This window comes from Acidithiobacillus sp. YTS05, from assembly GCF_024396695.1.
GTDB classification, from domain to species: Bacteria; Pseudomonadota; Gammaproteobacteria; order Acidithiobacillales; family Acidithiobacillaceae; genus Igneacidithiobacillus; species Igneacidithiobacillus copahuensis.
The window spans coordinates 1,179,631-1,195,122 of sequence record NZ_CP094359.1 but is presented as its reverse complement, the minus strand read 5'-3'; the positions used below and the strand labels follow the sequence as shown (position 1 = coordinate 1,195,122).

Here is a 15,492-nt window from a genome sequence, read left to right as displayed (position 1 = left end):
AGATGGGCGCTTCAGACCCACTTTTCAAGGGCGGATCGGGGACGAAACATGCCCAGCAACAAGAGTGTCGCCAGGGCAGCGAGGATGCCGGCAGCAAGAAAGGTAGCGCTGCCACCAATCTGCGACCAGGCCCAACCCGCCGCCAAGGCACCGATGCCGCCTCCCAACCCGTATACCAGGCTGGCGTAGAGGGCCATGCCACGCGCGCGCAGGGCCCGCGGGAAGCGCGCAAAGACCCAGTGAATGGCAGCTAGATGAAACGCGGCATAACTGGCCGCGTGCAGTGTCTGCACCAGAACGATCCAGACGAAGCCTGGCCACAGGGCGATCACTACCCAACGCAGAGCGGTGAGCAAAAAGGCACTGACAAATACCGTCATCGTCCCCCAACGGTGCAGGATGCGGTCGCCAAACCAAAAGAACAGTACCTCGGCGACCACTGCAAGGGCCCAGAGCAGACCGACGGTGCTGCTGTTGTAGCCATGGGCCTCCACGTAGATGGAATAAAAGGCGTAATAGACCCCATGACTGGCCTGCTCCAGCATGCCGGCGGCGAGAAAGAACCACAGACGGAAATCACGCAGCTCCGGCAAAAAAGCCGGCAGTTTCTGCGCTGTCGTGCCCTGTGGATCGCTGGCAAAGGGCAGGAAACGACTGACCCACCAGGTCAGGAATAAAAAGCCGGCGATGCCAGGCAAGAAACTACGCAGCCCCCAATGACTCACCAGGATCCCCATGCCAAGGGACAGAACGATAAAACCGATGGACCCCCAGAGGCGGATACGGCCATAGCGGCGCCCCTGCCGCTCCGCCCACGCCATACTGATGTTGTCTACCAGGGGTAGGGTGGCCGCCCAGAAGAAAGAAAACAGCAGGGTGATCAGGAGCAGAGCCCAAAAGTAGCCCTTCGCCCAGAACAGCAACAGAAAACTCAGGGCAGCAGCCAAGCCGCCGCCGCGAATCAACCAGCGCATCGACGTATGGTGCAGGAGCCAGCCCCAGACATTGGGGGCGAGCACCTTGCTGAATTGTACTGCCGCAGTGAGGAGACCGATTGCCAGGGCATCCTGGCCCACACTACGCAGCCACGGCCCCCAGTAGGGCATGAAGGCGCCAAGGGCGCAAAAATAGAAAAAATAGAACGCGACGAGGGCCTGCCCCTCGTGCCGCGCCTTCAGCATTGTCTGGGGATGGGGGCTACCGGTGGCGTGACATCCGCATTTTGTGCTCGATGACGCAGATAATGATCCATCAGGGTGATGGCCAGCATCGCCTCGACGATGGGCACAGCACGAATGCCTACGCAGGGATCATGACGGCCAGTGGTGACAATCTCGATTTCCTCACCCTGCAGGTTGATACTGGGCCGGGGGATGCGAATGCTGGAGGTTGGTTTGATGGCGACCGAGGCACGCAGATCCTGACCGCTGGAGATGCCGCCAAGAACCCCACCGGCATGATTGCTGGCAAAGCCCGCAGGGGTCAGCGCGTCGCCGTGCTCGCTGCCGCGTTGTTCAACCACGGCAAAACCGTCACCAATCGCCACTGCCTTCACCGCATTGATGCTCATCAGGGCCTTGGCGACATCCGCCTCCAGGCGATCAAAGACCGGCTCACCGAGGCCCACGGGCATCCCCGTGACCTGCACGTCGACGCGCGCGCCAATGGAGTCTCCGGCCTTGCGCAAGTCATCGAGATATTCTGCCATGCGCAGGGCCGCCTGCGCGTCGGGACAGAAAAAGGGGTTCTGATCGATCTGTGCGTCGTCGAACTGGGCCGCATGAATGGGCCCCATCTGCGCCAGCCAGGCGCGGATCTCGGTGCCCAGACGTTCGCGTAGGTATTTGCGGGCAATGGCGCCGGCGGCCACGCGGGTGGCGGTCTCCCGCGCCGAAGAACGCCCCCCACCACGGTAGTCGCGCAGACCAAATTTTTGTAGATAGGTATAGTCGGCGTGCCCAGGACGAAAGCGATCCTTGATCTTGCTGTAGTCCTGCGACCGTTGATCGGTGTTCCGTATCAGCAAGCCAATCGGCGTACCGGTCGTGACGCCTGCAAAAACACCGGAAAGGATTTCGACCTGATCCGCCTCCTGGCGTTGCGTGGTGTGGCGTGACTGCCCAGGCCGACGCCTGTCGAGTTCAACTTGGATATCGGCTTCCGTGAGGGCCAAGCCAGGCGGACAGCCATCGACGACGGCGCCAATGGCCGGGCCATGACTCTCGCCAAAGGTGCTAACGCGAAACAGCTCGCCAATGCTGCTGCCCGCCACGGATCAGTTCTCCCCCTCGATGAAGGCATAGGCAGAGTGATTGTGGATCGACTCGAAGTTTTCCGAGGCCACCGAATAGCGTCGGACCCGCGAGTCCTGCTGCAAACGCAGGGCGACATCGCGCACCATATCCTCGACGAACTTGGGGTGATCGTAGGCATATTCCGTAACGTACTTCTCGTCAGGCCGCTTGAGAACGCCGTAGAGCTGCGAAGAGGCCTCGCTTTCCACCAGATCGATCAGATCCTCGATCCACAGCGGGCTCCGCGCCTCGACCTGTACGCTGACCCGCGAGCGCTGATTGTGTGCGCCATATTCGGAAATGCTCTTGGAGCAGGGACAGAGGCTGGTCACCGGCACATGCACCAGAAGTTGCGAGCGGATCTCGTCGCCCGTGATTTCGCCACTCCACTCCACTTCGTAGTCGAGATAGCTCTCCACTCCGGAGACTGGCGCTTTTTTCCGCACGAAGTAGGGGAATTGCAGTTCAATGCGGGCGCTCTCGGCTTCCAGACGCTCCTGGGTCTGCACGAGTAGCCGATCGAAATTATCGACTCGCAGGGCTTCCTCTTGCTCTTGCAAGATCTGCAGGAAGCGCGACATATGGGTGCCTTTCAGATGTGCTGGCAAGCCGACATACATGTTGCAATATGCAGCAACCTGTTGTTGATGGCCTGCACGGTCCGCGATGCGCAGGGGATGGCGAACGGCCTTGACACCAACTCGCTGAATGGGGATGGCACGCGGGTCGGCGCGCCCCTGTACATCTTCCAACGTTTCTGCAGCGCAATCTCTCACTACGTTGAACCTCGTCGAATGCTTGACTGATTTAGTCAGATATTACGCGCCGCAGCCGTTACCAGCAAGGCGGGCAAGCAGTTCCTCGCCAGCGCGACGAATTCCATCGGCGTCCAGACCCAGCTCCGCAAGCCACAAAGAAGCCTCTCCGTGTTCGATGAACTGATCGGGCAAGCCAAGAATCTTCAGTAGTGGCCGCTGCCCCTGGTCGAGCAGGTATTCGGCCACTGCGCTGCCGGCACCGCCCATGCGCACCCCCTCCTCCACCGTCAGGAAGGCTTCATGATCGACGGCAAGACGGTCAAGCAGGGCATGATCCAGCGGTTTGACGAAGCGCATATTGACCACCGTGGCATCCAGCTCCCGTCCTGCTTGCAAAGCAGCTTCGGCACGGGTGCCAAAGGCAAGGATCGCCAGGCGTTTGCCCTCGCGCAGGATTTCCGCCTTGCCGATGGGGATCTGACGCTGCAAGTCTGCGTCGCCGATCCCACCCGCTGCGGCGCCACGCGGATAGCGGACAATGGCGGGACCGGGATAGGCGTAGCCGGTGTTGAGCATCTCGCGCATTTCCTGGGCGTCTTTGGGGGCCATAATGACCAGATTGGGAATGCAGCGCGCGTAGGCCAGATCGAAAGCACCCTGATGCGTGGCACCGTCAGCGCCGACCAAACCGGCACGGTCAACGGCAAAGAGGACCGGCAGGTTTTGAATCGCCACGTCGTGCAATAGCTGATCATAGGCCCGCTGCAGAAAGGTCGAATAGATGGCCACGACGGGATGAAAGCCCTCGCAAGCCAGGCCCCCGGCAAAGGTCACCGCATGTTGCTCGGCAATCCCCACGTCGAAGTAGCGCTCGGGATAGAGCTGTTCGTAGCGCACCAGACCGGAACCCTCGCGCATGGCGGGGGTTATGGCAACCAGCTTGCTTTCTTTGCCTGCCTTGTCGCAGAGCCAGTCACCAAAAATCTTGGTGTAACTGACCGTAGACGATTTGCGCATGGCACCACTGTCGCGATCAAACGGCGTCACACCGTGATAGGTGCACGGATCCTTCTCTGCCGGCGCGTAGCCTTTGCCCTTCTTGGTGATGACGTGCAGCAGGCGCGGACCGCGGATCTTGCGCAGATTTTCCAGGGTCGGAATCAAGGTATCGAGATCGTGACCATCGATGGGTCCGTAATAGTTGAAGCCCATTTCCTCGAAAAGCAGCCCCGGGGAGACCAGACCTTTGACGCCTTCTTCTGCCTTTTTTGCCAGCTCGCGCAAGGGCGGCAGCAGACTCAAGGCCTGCCCGGCACCCTCGCGCACGGTGTTGTATACCGGATTGGAGAGGAGCCGGGTGAGGTATTGGGAAACCGCCCCCACATTGGGGGAAATCGACATCTCATTGTCGTTGAGCACAACCAACAGATCGGCATCGAGGACACCGCCGTTGTTCAACGCCTCGTAGGCTAGGCCGGCAGTCATGGCGCCGTCGCCAATGATCGCCACTACCTGCCGGTGGGTATTATCGAGGGCAGAGCCTACCGCCATCCCCAAGCCCGCACTGATCGAGGTACTGGAATGCCCAGCGCCGAAGGCGTCATACGGGCTTTCCTCGCGCTTGAGAAATCCCGATAGGCCATCTTTTTGGCGCAGGGTCGGAAATTGTGCGCCACGCCCAGTCAACACCTTGTGAGGATAGGCCTGATGCCCGACGTCCCAGATCAGACGATCCTCCGGCGTATGGAAAACGGCGTGCAGGGCAACCGATAGCTCCACCGTCCCCAACCCGGAGGACAGATGACCACCTGTCTGACTGAGGGTTTCGATAAGAAACTGGCGCAGATGTTTGGCGACCTGCTTGAGTTCGCTGCGGGACATCCCCCGCAAGGTGTCGGGACCAGGAATTTTTTGCAATAGAGGATTCATCGGTTGCGCTCGACAATCAGGCGGGCCAGGGCACGCAAATGATCGGCTTCTTTGCCCCAGGTCTCCAGCTCGCCGAGCGCCTCGTCGAGCAGACTACGTGCATAGCCCTGCGCCTGTTTCAGGCCCAGCAAGGAGACAAAGCCCGGCTTTTGCCGCTCGCGATCGGCGCCCTGCTTGGCCTTACCAGTCTGCTCGATGTCGCCGATTTCATCGAGGATGTCGTCCTGCACCTGAAACGCCAGCCCCACCCGATCGGCATAACGAATCAGTGCAGATCCCTGGCGGGATTCTTCGGCGACGCCACTGGCCGCCAGCCCAAGCTGAATGGCACAGCGGATCAGCATGCCGGTTTTCAGCAGGTGCATCTGTTCGAGCGCCGGTTGCGCCAACTCGTGGCCCACTGCCGCGAGATCCACCGCCTGCCCGCCCACCATACCGTGGGAGCCCGCCGCCTGCGCGAGGGTTACCACCATCCGCAGCTGCTGCGTAGGACTGACCCCGAAAGGTTCGGCGAGCACGCGAAAGGCGTGGGTCAGCAAGGCATCGCCCACCAGAATCGCGGTCGCCTCGTCGTAGGCCTTGTGGCAGGTTGGACGCCCGCGGCGCAGGTCGTCATTGTCCATGGCCGGAAGATCGTCATGCACCAAAGAATAGGCATGAATCATTTCCAACGCCGCCGCTGGCCGGTCGAGCAGAGATTCGTGCACACCGAGGGCTGCACCCGTAGCGTAGACGAGCAGCGGGCGCACGCGCTTGCCACCGCCGAGCACACTGTAGCGCATCGCCTCATGCAGGCGCGCGGGGAAGGCATGATCCGGTGGAAGGAAGCTCTCCAGCTTTTCTTCGCTGCGCGCTACGATCCGTTCGCGGAAGGCCGCAAAAGATTCTGGGGCATGATTCACGTTTCAGTCCTCTTCGGCATCGCTGACCATGGGAGCCACCTCAGAACCGAGGAGGATTTCCACTTTTTGGCGCGCCTCGCGTAGTTGCTTTTCTGCCCTCTGCGCTAGATCCATGCCCTGTTGAAATAGGGCAACGGACTCTTCCAGACTCAACTGGCCGCTTTCCATCTTATCGACCACCTTCTCTAACGATTGCAGGGTGTCGGAAAAAATTTCCTGCGGGGCGTGATCTTGATCTGGCTGGGAGGGATTTTTAACGTCAGTCATGACCACAATTAAACACCAGCCCCCGGTCCCGGGGCAAGCCGCCAGGGGGCTCAACAAGCAAATACCTACTGGACGGTATGCTCCCCCCCCTCGTAGACTACGCCTTTCCTTTTCTCTGAGGCCAGCATGTCCAGCATCATTCGCCAGGAATCCGCAGTCCGTCGGCAACCACAGGGGGGCACGCGCTTCGATATCCTGGGCGCCATCAGTGTGTCTCATTTTCTGAATGACAGTATTCAGTCGCTGATGCTGGCGGTCTACCCCCTGTTTCGCAGCAATTTTCATTTGAGTTTTGCGCAGATCGGGCTCATTACCCTGGCCTATCAGTTAACCGCATCGATCATTCAGCCGCTGGTGGGACGGTACACCGATCGTCACCCGCTGCCGTGGTCCTTGCCCTTGGGCATGGTCTCGACCTTTGCCGGGCTATTGTTGTTATCCATCGCACCGAATTACCTGGTTCTGCTTCTGGCTGCGGCCCTGGTAGGCCTTGGTTCCTCGGTATTTCACCCGGAATCCTCGCGCGTTGCCCGCATGGCCTCAGGTGGACGCTTTGGCCTCGCGCAGTCGATCTTTCAGGTGGGTGGGAATGTGGGCACGGCTGCGGGTCCGTTGCTCGCGGCCTTCCTCGTGATGCCCAACGGGCAAGAGAGCCTGTCGTGGTTTTCTCTTTTCGCCCTGGCAGCCATTGTCATTCTGACTTTTGTTGGACGTTGGTATCAGCAGCAACACCGCCAGCCGAAGAAGGCACAGCAAGCCGCGGGAGTGCCTTTACCCAAGGCGCTGGTACGACGAAGCATGGTCATCCTGGTAGCCTTGATGTTTTCCAAATTTATCTATCTGACCAGCATCAGCAGCTACCTGATCTTCTATCTCATGCACCGCTTCGCCATTCCTGTGCGCGAGGCGCAGTTGCATCTTTTCATTTTTTTGGCGGCGGTGGCGGCGGGCACCCTGCTCGGCGGCCCGATCGGGGACCGCGTTGGCCGCAAGCGGGTGATCTGGGTATCACTGCTGGGCATTGCCCCCTTTACCCTCGCACTACCGTATGTGGGTCTGACGCTGAGTGCCCTGCTGACGGTGGTGATTGGCTTCCTCCTTGCTTCTGCCTTTCCGGCCATTGTCGTCTATGCCCAGGAACTGGTCCCGGGAAAGGTGGGAACGATCTCTGGTCTATTCTTCGGGTTGGCCTTTGGTCTGGGTGGTATTGGCGCAGCGGTTCTCGGGCAACTGGCGGATATCTGGGGTATCGATACCGTGTATCAGATCTGTTCGTTCCTGCCGCTGCTGGGTATTCTGGCCGCTTTCCTGCCGCATCGTCCAGAAGCCTGATATACTCCGCCGGGCTTTTGCAATTGACGTGAGGAATCCATGGCTCTGGCCATTTTCGATCTCGACAATACCCTGCTCGCCGGGGACTCTGATCACGCCTGGCTGGAGTTTTTGAGCACCCTGGGCATCGTCGATGGTGAGGAATTGCGGCGCGCCAACGATCGCTATTATCGCGACTATATGAATGGCGAGCTCGACATGGGCGATTTCCTCCGCTTTGTGTTGGCACCCATGGCAGCGCACCCACGACGTCAGTTGGATGCGTGGCACTGCCAGTACATGCAAGAGCGGGTCTTGCCCATGATTACGGATGCCTCTCGCGCCCTGGTGCGCAAACATGCCGACGCTGGCGATACCCTGTTGATCATTACCGCGACGAATCGTTTCGTGACTGCGCCCATTGCGGTGGAGCTGGGCGTTCCGACCTTGCTGGCGACCGAGGCGGAATGCGATGACAACGGCGAGTTTACCGGGCGCAGTTACGGCATCCCGTGCTTTCAGGAAGGCAAGGTGGAGCGTCTGCGCCAGTGGCTGGGCGCCCGGGGCCTACCCTGGGAAGACAGTCTATCCACGGCGTATTTTTACAGCGACTCCCACAATGATCTGCCACTACTCGAGTTGGTGGGAAATCCCGTCGCCGTCGATCCGGACAAGATCCTGTTGGCTACCGCGCAGGAGCGGGGCTGGCCGGTCCTCAGCCTGCACGGGTCCTGTCATCCGGTCACGTAACCCCGTCCTCGGCAAGCAAAGCGGCAACATCCACGGGCACGATGCTGGAGATACCGGGCTCGATCATTGTCACCCCGACCAATTGCTCGGCAACCTGCAGGGTCAGTTGCCGATGGCTGATCAGGAGAAACTGGGTTTCTTTTGCGAGCTCTCGCAATAATCGGCAAAAACGCTCGATATTGGCGTCATCGAGGGGTGCATCGACCTCATCGAGGATGCAGAACGGCGCCGGATTGAGGGCAAAGATGGCAAAAACCAGGGCAATGGCAGTCAAAGCCTTTTCGCCGCCAGAGAGCTGCTGCAAGGTGCTGTTGCGCTTGCCCGGCGGCTGCGCCCGCAAGACCAGTCCAGCGTCCAACGGATCGCCGGCACCAGCCGCCAGCGCCGCCACACCACCGCCAAAGAGCTCGACAAAATATTTCTGCAGCCCACGATTCACCTGCTCCAACGTACGCTGAAAGCGCTCCAGGGTTTCCGCGTCCATGGCCGCCATGGCGCTCTCCAGGCTGAGCAGGGCTTGATCGACATCTGCCACCTGCGCAGCTAAATCGCCCTGACGCTCCTGCAGCTCGGTAAGCTCCTCCTCGGCGGCGAGGTTGACATTACCGAGCCGGGCAATGGCTGCCTGCAGACGCTGCAGCTCCGTTTGTGGGGTGCTGTTTGCGGGCATGGGTCCGGGGTTCTCGCCCAAAATCGCCGCCAGTTCCTGCGCCTTCTGCAGGAGCTCCTGGTGACGTTCCTCCAGATGTGCAAGCTTGGCCTCCTGTTTGGCCCGTTGCACTTCGCTCTGCCGTTGCTGCTGCTGTCCAGCCTGGCGTTGCTGATCCAGAGTGCGAAGCTGCTGCCGTAGCTGTTCGCCCGCTTCCTGTATTTGTGCCAGCCGCTGCTGTGCAGTAATACGGCGGGCCACTTGCAGGCTACGGCGTTCCTCGGCGCCAGGGAGATCTGCCCGCCAACGCCCCTGAGCGCCTTCGAGATCGGCCAGTGCCTGCGTCGCGCGCTCGCCCTCCTCTCTCAGACTTTGCAGGCGCTCCTCGGCCATCCGTTGTTCATTTTCCAGGCGCTGCTGCTCCAGCGCCGCGCGCTGTCCCTCATCGCGCATTCGGGCAAAACGCTGCCGCTGCTCTTGCTGCTCGCGCCGACGATCTTCGAGGCCGCGCCGCGCCTCTTCTTCCTGTTGACGTAGCCCGGACGCCCGCGTGCGCTCCCGCCGCAGCTCTTCATCCAATCCTGCATGGCGCTGTCTGAGTTGTTGCAACTCCACATCCAGATGCTCACATTCTTCACGCTCGGCGGCTGCGCGCTGCTCCGCGGCCGCAAGAGTGCTTTGCCACTCGGCAAGTTTTTCCCGTGCTTGCGCCAGTTTCGTCTGTGCCTCTTGCGCCTGCCGGCGCAGGTTCTGCCCCTGGCCGCGCGCCTGTGTCAATTCCTCGCGGCAGTTGCGCAGCACGGTTTCAGCCAGGGTCGCCTGGCACTCCAAATCCGGCAGCTGTATGCTCAGTTCTTCCAGCTCACGGCGCACGCGCAGCCAACTGGTCGTGTCCTCCTCTGTCCCCAAACGCCATAAACCCGTAGCACAGAGCAATTCGCCGTTGGGGGTCAGCCAATGCTCGCCCACTTGCAACTCCGCGATACGGGCCGTGGCGCTGGGCAAATCGGGGCAACAGCGCAGGCCCCAGAGCCAGGGCAAAAGCGCCTCTTTCCAGGGCTCGTCGAGACGCAGCCGATGCCACAAGGCATCTTCTGGCAAAGATGCGTCTGGCTTTACCGGAGAAATCCATAACCAGCTTCCCGAGCCGGATGGCAGGGTCTCCGTTTCGCTGAGTATGGCGTGCAGGCGTTCGCCCAGTACCAACTCGGTAGCCCGTTCCCATTCCGCATCTACCGCTAATATGCCACTGAGGGCCCGGTCTGCAGCGCTCGGTCCCTTCTTCTGCAGGCCCCGCGCCAAACGTTCCAGGGCATCCCGTTGGGCGCGGCGGCGCTGCAGCTCATCACGCAATTTTTGCCATTCCTCCTGAAACTGCTCGATTGTCGTCGCGAGTCGTGCCAGGTTCTGCTCCGTTGCCGCAAGCGCTGCCTCGACCCGTTCCCGTTCGCCAGTGGCCTCATCCACCCGCGCCTGACGCGTCGCCAACTCCTCTGGAGCAGGGACAGAGGGATTCCCCAGGCGAGCACGACGCTGCTCCATCTCCGCAATCCGCGGCTGCAATTCCCGCCACTGCGCTTCCCGTACTTCCACCTGACGACGCCAGTCCTGCAACTTGTCGCGCACGGCTTGCTGGGCAAGTTCGGCATCGCGGACTGCCCGATCCAGGCGCTCGCGCTCCACGCGCAACTGCTGTTCTTCCGCGCTTCGGACCCGCTCACGCTCCTGTAGGCCCTGTAAGCGGCTCTGCGCCTCCTGCAACTGACGCACTCGTCGTGCTTTCTCTTCCTCGATATGCGCGTGCCGTTCGCGCTCCTCCTTTTGCCTGCGCTGCAGACGTTTTCCTTCTTCCTGCAGACGTTGCCAGTCCTGCTCGGCCATCGTCTGCTCGGCCTGTGCGGCATATTGCTCGGCCTGCGCTTCGCGCAGCTGTTCTTCCTGCTGCGCCAGCTCGTTACGCCGGGCGTCCAGAGCCACATGCGCTCGCAGTTCCTCTTCTTGCATAGCCTGTAATAGGGCCGCAGTTGTGGCGAGCTCGTCCTGCATCTGCGCCTGCTCCGCGGCAACGGCCTCCAAGTGCAGGACCAGTTCCCACCACTGCCAACGCCGCTCTTCTTGGCGCAGTTCCCGCAATTTGCGAGCCTGCTCGGCCTGGCGGGTCAGCCGCTGATACTGCTGTTCCATTTCGCCGTAAATGTCGCGCAAGCGCTGCAAATGCTCGCGGGTCTCGGCAATGCGCTGCTCCGTTTCGCGGCGGCGCTCCTTGTAGCGACTGATTCCGCCCGCCTCTTCGAGCATGGCGCGGAGATCCTCGGGCCGACTTTCGATGATGCGCCCGATGGTTCCCTGTTCGATGATGGCGTAGCTGCTGGCACCCAGACCGGTGCCCAGAAAGAGGTCACCAACATCCCGGCGACGACAGCGGGCGTCATTGATACGGTATTGGCTGTCGCCATCGCGGGAAAGCCGCCGTTGCACGCGAATTTCCGCGCTGGCCGTCCACGGCGCGGGGGCTTTGCCGGTGGAATTATCAAAAAGCAGTTCGACGACGGCCTGTTGCGCGGCCCCGCGGCTCGTGGAGCCATTGGAGATGACATCGGCCATGGCGCCACCGCGCAGTTGCCGTGCGGAAGATTCGCCCAGTACCCAGCGAATGGCGTCGATGATGTTGGATTTGCCACAGCCATTGGGTCCGACGATGACCAGCGGGTTGCGCTGCACATCGATACGGGTGGCGTTGCGGAAGGATTTGAATCCGTGTAGGTGGATGGCGGAGAGACGCATGGGCGCCGGTTTTTGCTATGATAGTGGCCGAACGCACTATCTTGAGGAGAACTTGATGCCCAGTCAACCGAGCCGCGATTTACAGAGCTTTCCCAACCCTTGCCCGGAACGCGATTACCTGGTGCACATGGATCTACCCGAGTTCACCTGCCTCTGCCCACTGACCGGCCAGCCGGACTTCGCGCATTTTCTTCTCGACTTCGTTCCCGACCAACGCAACGTGGAGTTGAAATCCCTCAAGCTGTATCTGTGGAGCTACCGCAACGAGGGTGCCTTCCATGAAGCCCTCAGCAATCGCATCGCCAGTGATCTGGTGCAGTTGCTGGAACCCCGCTATCTGCGCCTGCTGGGACGTTGGTATGTGCGCGGTGGCATCAGCACCGATGTGCTGGTGGAGCATCGGCAACCCGACTGGGACAACCCTTCCCTGCTGATGCAGTTGGGACCGGCGCCGTGGACCCGGCATCAGCCGGGGTATTGAAGCCTGCTCAATTGTTAAAAACCGGCCCTTGTTCCCGAGGAGTTTGATGACAGGGCTCTATTCCAGGCATTTTTTGGTCAGCCCACGTGTAGTCGGCCCGAGAAGATAGAAAAATCAGAACATAATCGGCGTGACCCCAGTATCACGTGGAGATAACCCTTCATATATCTGTTCCGCAGTGGAAACACGGAAGATACGTTATCCTAATTCTTATCTAATTATTAGTTGCTAGCATAGGAATTTACGCTAGGATAAGTATCATTTAGCCAAGCCAAGACGCCCTCATCCTTCGAGCAATAAACGCATACTTTAGTTGTCATAATATTGTAATAATATTGTAATCGAAGATTCACACTAGTGTCACAAACTCCTGTTATGATGTCTAAACATCAGGAACTAGGAGTAAACAGCCATGTTCAGTCGCGGCACTGGTGATACCAACCCATCTCTCAGTAGATCTAGCTTTATTGCAATGCAAGAGAACAACCATCACCGTTTGCGCCTGGACCAGGCATCACTTCTCGGGGTTGTGGGCGAACAAAGGATCACATTCTCTCCAAAGGAATGGTTATTAATCGATTATCTTGTAGCCCGGGAGGGAATCGCTGTCTCCCATGAAAGCCTCTTGCGCGCGCTATTCCGGAATTCCGCGGGCACCAAAAATGCTCTCGCAGTCTATGTCCTCCGTGTCAATCGAAAACTGATAGAAGCGAACTGTTCGCAAAAGATTGAATCGGTTCGAAGCTTCGGATATAGATGGACTTGATGAAAAAGAAATGACACATTGCATGAGAACTAGTATGTTAAATAGAATTTTGTTAACAGTTTCTGCAAAACACACAGAATTAACAGAGAAGTTATTTAACACCATAGAATCATGTATTTTGTGCACTCTATCCAACGATTTCTGTAACACTAAAGGAGTTAACTCATGATCAGCACTTTTCAATTTAAACCGCTACATGCTGCACTGTTATCCATCGGACTGTGTAACTTATACAGCATAGCCCTCGCTAGTGACAGCCAACCAGGAGTTAATGTAGGCGAGGTGAGCAAGGCCTCAAAAGCCGTCACGGATCGGAACAGCTCAGATAGCAAACTTACTCATAAGCAGATTTTTAAATCCACACAATCCCAGGCCGTCCTTGGGAAGCGTGAAATTCAAGGCGTAGGACCCACTGCCGGAGCAGCGCAGGCTCTATCGCTTGCGCCCGGCATAGCTACTCGTGGCTACGGCGGAATAGCATCAACCGCGCGCTATGAAATCGCAGTGCGCGGCGTGAAGGTGGGCTGGTCATCTGTCAACGGTGACGTCGAGCGCAATGGCCTGACGGTATTGTTTGACGGGGTTCCCATGAACAATCTGATTTCTCATAATGGTGGATGGGACTCAAACGAAATTCCTATTCTCCAAATGATACATGGCGTCAACGTAACCTACGGGCCAGGGAATCCAGCCGATCGGTGGTTCGATAGCGTTGGTGGCACCATCAACTTTGTACCACTCCAGCCGTCATTAAAGCCAGGCGCCGAAATTGGTACCACATTTGGCAGTAACGGTACGCTTGGTTACAACTTTGATCTCAAGACAGGAATGTACGATGGATGGTCCGCAGTTCTGGCGGGAGGCTACATCAAAAACAATACGTTCCGTACGGGAACATTCAATGCGCCCTCACAGTCATTCGCCTATTTTGGTAAGGTGACAAAAGCTTTTCAGAACGGTACATTCAGTCTTGGTGGCTACGTTGACAGTTCCCGTGAGTTCAGGCCAAATTTTATCCCTATCGCTCCTATACAGGGCATCACAACCGAAGGCCTGAACGCCAACGCACCCTTGTACAGCCAAGCAACTACTGGGTTCTATTCATCACTCCCGCAGTCAGTATGGTTCAAGCAGCTGAAGGTGCAAGGATACATGCTATACGCAAAGCTCAATACCCATATGAGCAAAGATTTAACGTTGCATGACCTTGCATGGTATCGTCACGGACACAGATTGCATTATCGTATCACGAATTATCAACCAGATAATACAGCTAATTCCGAATATTATAACCCAAGCTCGGATACCTACGGAGACAAGTTGTACTTCACCTGGCATTTGCCGATGAACCTCATAAAAGCAGGAGGATCGTGGATTCAACAAAAATATTCATCGATTTATGCAGGTTATAACGAGCAGCTAGGAACCAGCAGATATTATCCTATTCAGTACAACAGCGATGTTCTTTATAACACATATCTGACTGGCTTTATCCAAGATACCATCACGCCATATGCAGGCCTTAAGATAACTCCTGGATTAGCCGCTGTGCAGTATCAAACCCAAATGTATAACAACGGTAACGAGGCGTTTCCAAATTTGCCAGCTGGCGCGCAGAATCAAACTCTCATCAATAGCTCTTCGGATACAATATCTCGTTTGGAGCCATCCGTCGGCGTGCGCTTCGCGCCGGTTAAATGGGGAGCATTATATGCTCACTATAGCGTATCCTATCAAAACCCAACTGACAATAACTTTGGCGCCTACAACAGCAATGGTGGAACTATTGATTTTAACACGCTTAAGCCTGTGAAAAGCACAGATTATGAAATTGGCGCTAAATTCTTAGTGCAAAATTGGTATTTTTTGCATGACTTCACGTTCAACATAAATTACTACCACGACAGACTAGCCAATGAAACCATTGCAACCTACCTTTCCAATATTGCCCAGACCAAGTTTGCTGCAGCAAATGCAGTAGTGAACGGTGTCACTGTGGCAATAGCAGATAATCCCTCCTGGCACTGGCATCTGTTCGCCAATCTTGGTCTCAATCATTCATATTATACGTCCTACACCCCACAGGGTGGAGGTACCACTTTGCACAATGAAAACGTATCTTATAGCCCAAATCTTACTATGAGTGCGGGCGTTGATTATCGTTATTATTATCACGGCTTTCTTTTCTCTCCGAAATTTGTTGATCAGTATACAAGCTCTCAATATCTGTTCAATAATTTAACTGGTGCGCCATCGCACCGGAAGCAGCCAGGATACAATGTATCTAATCTCATTCTTGGGATAAAAACTAATCGACTAGATTCTTTTATCCCGACGCTGAAAACTGTCAAGCTCTCTGTTGGCTTATACAACCTTTTCGATACGCGCTACAATCCTATCGAGTACATAACCAGTGGCGGATACTTCGGCGGCAACAGCGCTGGTGCCATTCTGGTAGACCCAGGTGCGCCCCGGCAATATTTTGTCACTGTATCTGCAAGATTTTAACGCGTTCATTTAGTCGGTGCACTTACTCAGTTTAACAGGCACCCCCGGCATCGCCGGGGGCTTTTTTGGACTCGTTCGGGGTTGGTAGATCAT

Annotated in this window: 12 protein-coding genes; 5 read left to right on the top strand and 7 right to left on the bottom strand. The window is 57.6% G+C overall.

What is annotated here, in order from left to right; all coding sequences use genetic code 11:
• Positions 1-11: 11 nt before the first annotated feature.
• The 6 genes from MQE22_RS05960 to xseB form a co-directional block, all read right to left on the bottom strand.
• Positions 12-1,181: an MFS transporter gene (locus MQE22_RS05960; protein WP_215871420.1), complete on the bottom strand. Its 1,170-nt coding sequence runs from the start codon at positions 1,179-1,181 to the stop codon at positions 12-14.
• Positions 1,175-2,272 carry a chorismate synthase gene (aroC, locus tag MQE22_RS05955; protein WP_215871419.1) on the bottom strand — a complete coding sequence of 366 codons (1,098 nt, stop codon included), beginning with the start codon at positions 2,270-2,272 and terminating at the stop codon, positions 1,175-1,177. The genes MQE22_RS05960 and aroC overlap by 7 nt, the downstream gene beginning before the upstream one ends.
• 3 nt (positions 2,273-2,275) lie before the next feature.
• A complete protein-coding gene (gene folE2 / locus MQE22_RS05950) occupies positions 2,276-3,046 on the bottom strand; it encodes a GTP cyclohydrolase FolE2 (RefSeq protein WP_226827147.1) in 771 nt (256 codons plus the stop codon).
• A gap of 66 nt (positions 3,047-3,112) precedes the next feature.
• On the bottom strand, positions 3,113-4,981 hold the full coding sequence (gene dxs, locus MQE22_RS05945; protein WP_215871417.1) for a 1-deoxy-D-xylulose-5-phosphate synthase: 1,869 nt from the start codon (positions 4,979-4,981) through the stop codon (positions 3,113-3,115).
• Complete coding sequence (locus MQE22_RS05940; RefSeq protein ID WP_215871416.1) at positions 4,978-5,883, bottom strand: polyprenyl synthetase family protein; 906 nt, start codon at positions 5,881-5,883, stop codon at positions 4,978-4,980. The genes dxs and MQE22_RS05940 overlap by 4 nt, the downstream gene beginning before the upstream one ends.
• 3 nt (positions 5,884-5,886) lie before the next feature.
• On the bottom strand, positions 5,887-6,150 hold the full coding sequence (gene xseB / locus MQE22_RS05935; protein WP_215871415.1) for an exodeoxyribonuclease VII small subunit: 264 nt from the start codon (positions 6,148-6,150) through the stop codon (positions 5,887-5,889).
• A gap of 126 nt (positions 6,151-6,276) precedes the next feature.
• On the opposite strand from xseB, the gene MQE22_RS05930 reads away from it, so the two are divergent.
• Both MQE22_RS05930 and MQE22_RS05925 read left to right on the top strand, forming a co-directional pair.
• Positions 6,277-7,482 carry an MFS transporter gene (locus MQE22_RS05930; RefSeq protein ID WP_215871414.1) on the top strand — a complete coding sequence of 402 codons (1,206 nt, stop codon included), beginning with the start codon at positions 6,277-6,279 and terminating at the stop codon, positions 7,480-7,482.
• A gap of 39 nt (positions 7,483-7,521) precedes the next feature.
• The gene (locus MQE22_RS05925; RefSeq protein WP_215871413.1) at positions 7,522-8,211 is read left to right on the top strand and encodes a histidinol-phosphatase; all 690 of its coding nucleotides are present in this window, start codon (positions 7,522-7,524) and stop codon (positions 8,209-8,211) included.
• Here MQE22_RS05925 and smc read toward each other — a convergent pair.
• Positions 8,204-11,644 (bottom strand): chromosome segregation protein SMC, encoded by a 3,441-nt coding sequence (smc, locus tag MQE22_RS05920; protein WP_215871412.1) that lies wholly within the window; start codon positions 11,642-11,644, stop codon positions 8,204-8,206. The two genes, MQE22_RS05925 and smc, sit on opposite strands and share 8 nt — an antisense overlap.
• Before the next feature lie 55 nt (positions 11,645-11,699).
• Here smc and queF point away from each other — a divergent pair, with 55 nt between their 5' ends.
• The 3 genes from queF to MQE22_RS05910 all read left to right on the top strand — a co-directional run bounded on the left by queF (position 11,700) and on the right by MQE22_RS05910 (position 15,399).
• A complete protein-coding gene (gene queF, locus MQE22_RS05915) occupies positions 11,700-12,125 on the top strand; it encodes a preQ(1) synthase (protein WP_215871411.1) in 426 nt (141 codons plus the stop codon).
• Positions 12,126-12,537: 412 nt separating this feature from the next.
• Positions 12,538-12,891 carry a winged helix-turn-helix domain-containing protein gene (locus MQE22_RS13830; RefSeq protein ID WP_215873337.1) on the top strand — a complete coding sequence of 118 codons (354 nt, stop codon included), beginning with the start codon at positions 12,538-12,540 and terminating at the stop codon, positions 12,889-12,891.
• Between the two features lie 165 nt (positions 12,892-13,056).
• A complete protein-coding gene (locus MQE22_RS05910) occupies positions 13,057-15,399 on the top strand; it encodes a TonB-dependent receptor (protein ID WP_215873336.1) in 2,343 nt (780 codons plus the stop codon).
• Positions 15,400-15,492 lie beyond the last annotated feature (93 nt).

Coding starts and splice junctions, on each gene's coding strand:
- MQE22_RS05960 (WP_215871420.1), bottom strand. CDS start 1,181: ATGCTGAAGGCGCGGCACGAGGGGCAGGCCCTCGTCGCGTTCTATTTT.
- dxs (WP_215871417.1), bottom strand. CDS start 4,981: ATGAATCCTCTATTGCAAAAAATTCCTGGTCCCGACACCTTGCGGGGG.
- xseB (WP_215871415.1), bottom strand. CDS start 6,150: ATGACTGACGTTAAAAATCCCTCCCAGCCAGATCAAGATCACGCCCCG.
- MQE22_RS05930 (WP_215871414.1), top strand. CDS start 6,277: ATGTCCAGCATCATTCGCCAGGAATCCGCAGTCCGTCGGCAACCACAG.
- MQE22_RS05925 (WP_215871413.1), top strand. CDS start 7,522: ATGGCTCTGGCCATTTTCGATCTCGACAATACCCTGCTCGCCGGGGAC.
- smc (WP_215871412.1), bottom strand. CDS start 11,644: ATGCGTCTCTCCGCCATCCACCTACACGGATTCAAATCCTTCCGCAAC.
- queF (WP_215871411.1), top strand. CDS start 11,700: ATGCCCAGTCAACCGAGCCGCGATTTACAGAGCTTTCCCAACCCTTGC.
- MQE22_RS13830 (WP_215873337.1), top strand. CDS start 12,538: ATGTTCAGTCGCGGCACTGGTGATACCAACCCATCTCTCAGTAGATCT.
- MQE22_RS05910 (WP_215873336.1), top strand. CDS start 13,057: ATGATCAGCACTTTTCAATTTAAACCGCTACATGCTGCACTGTTATCC.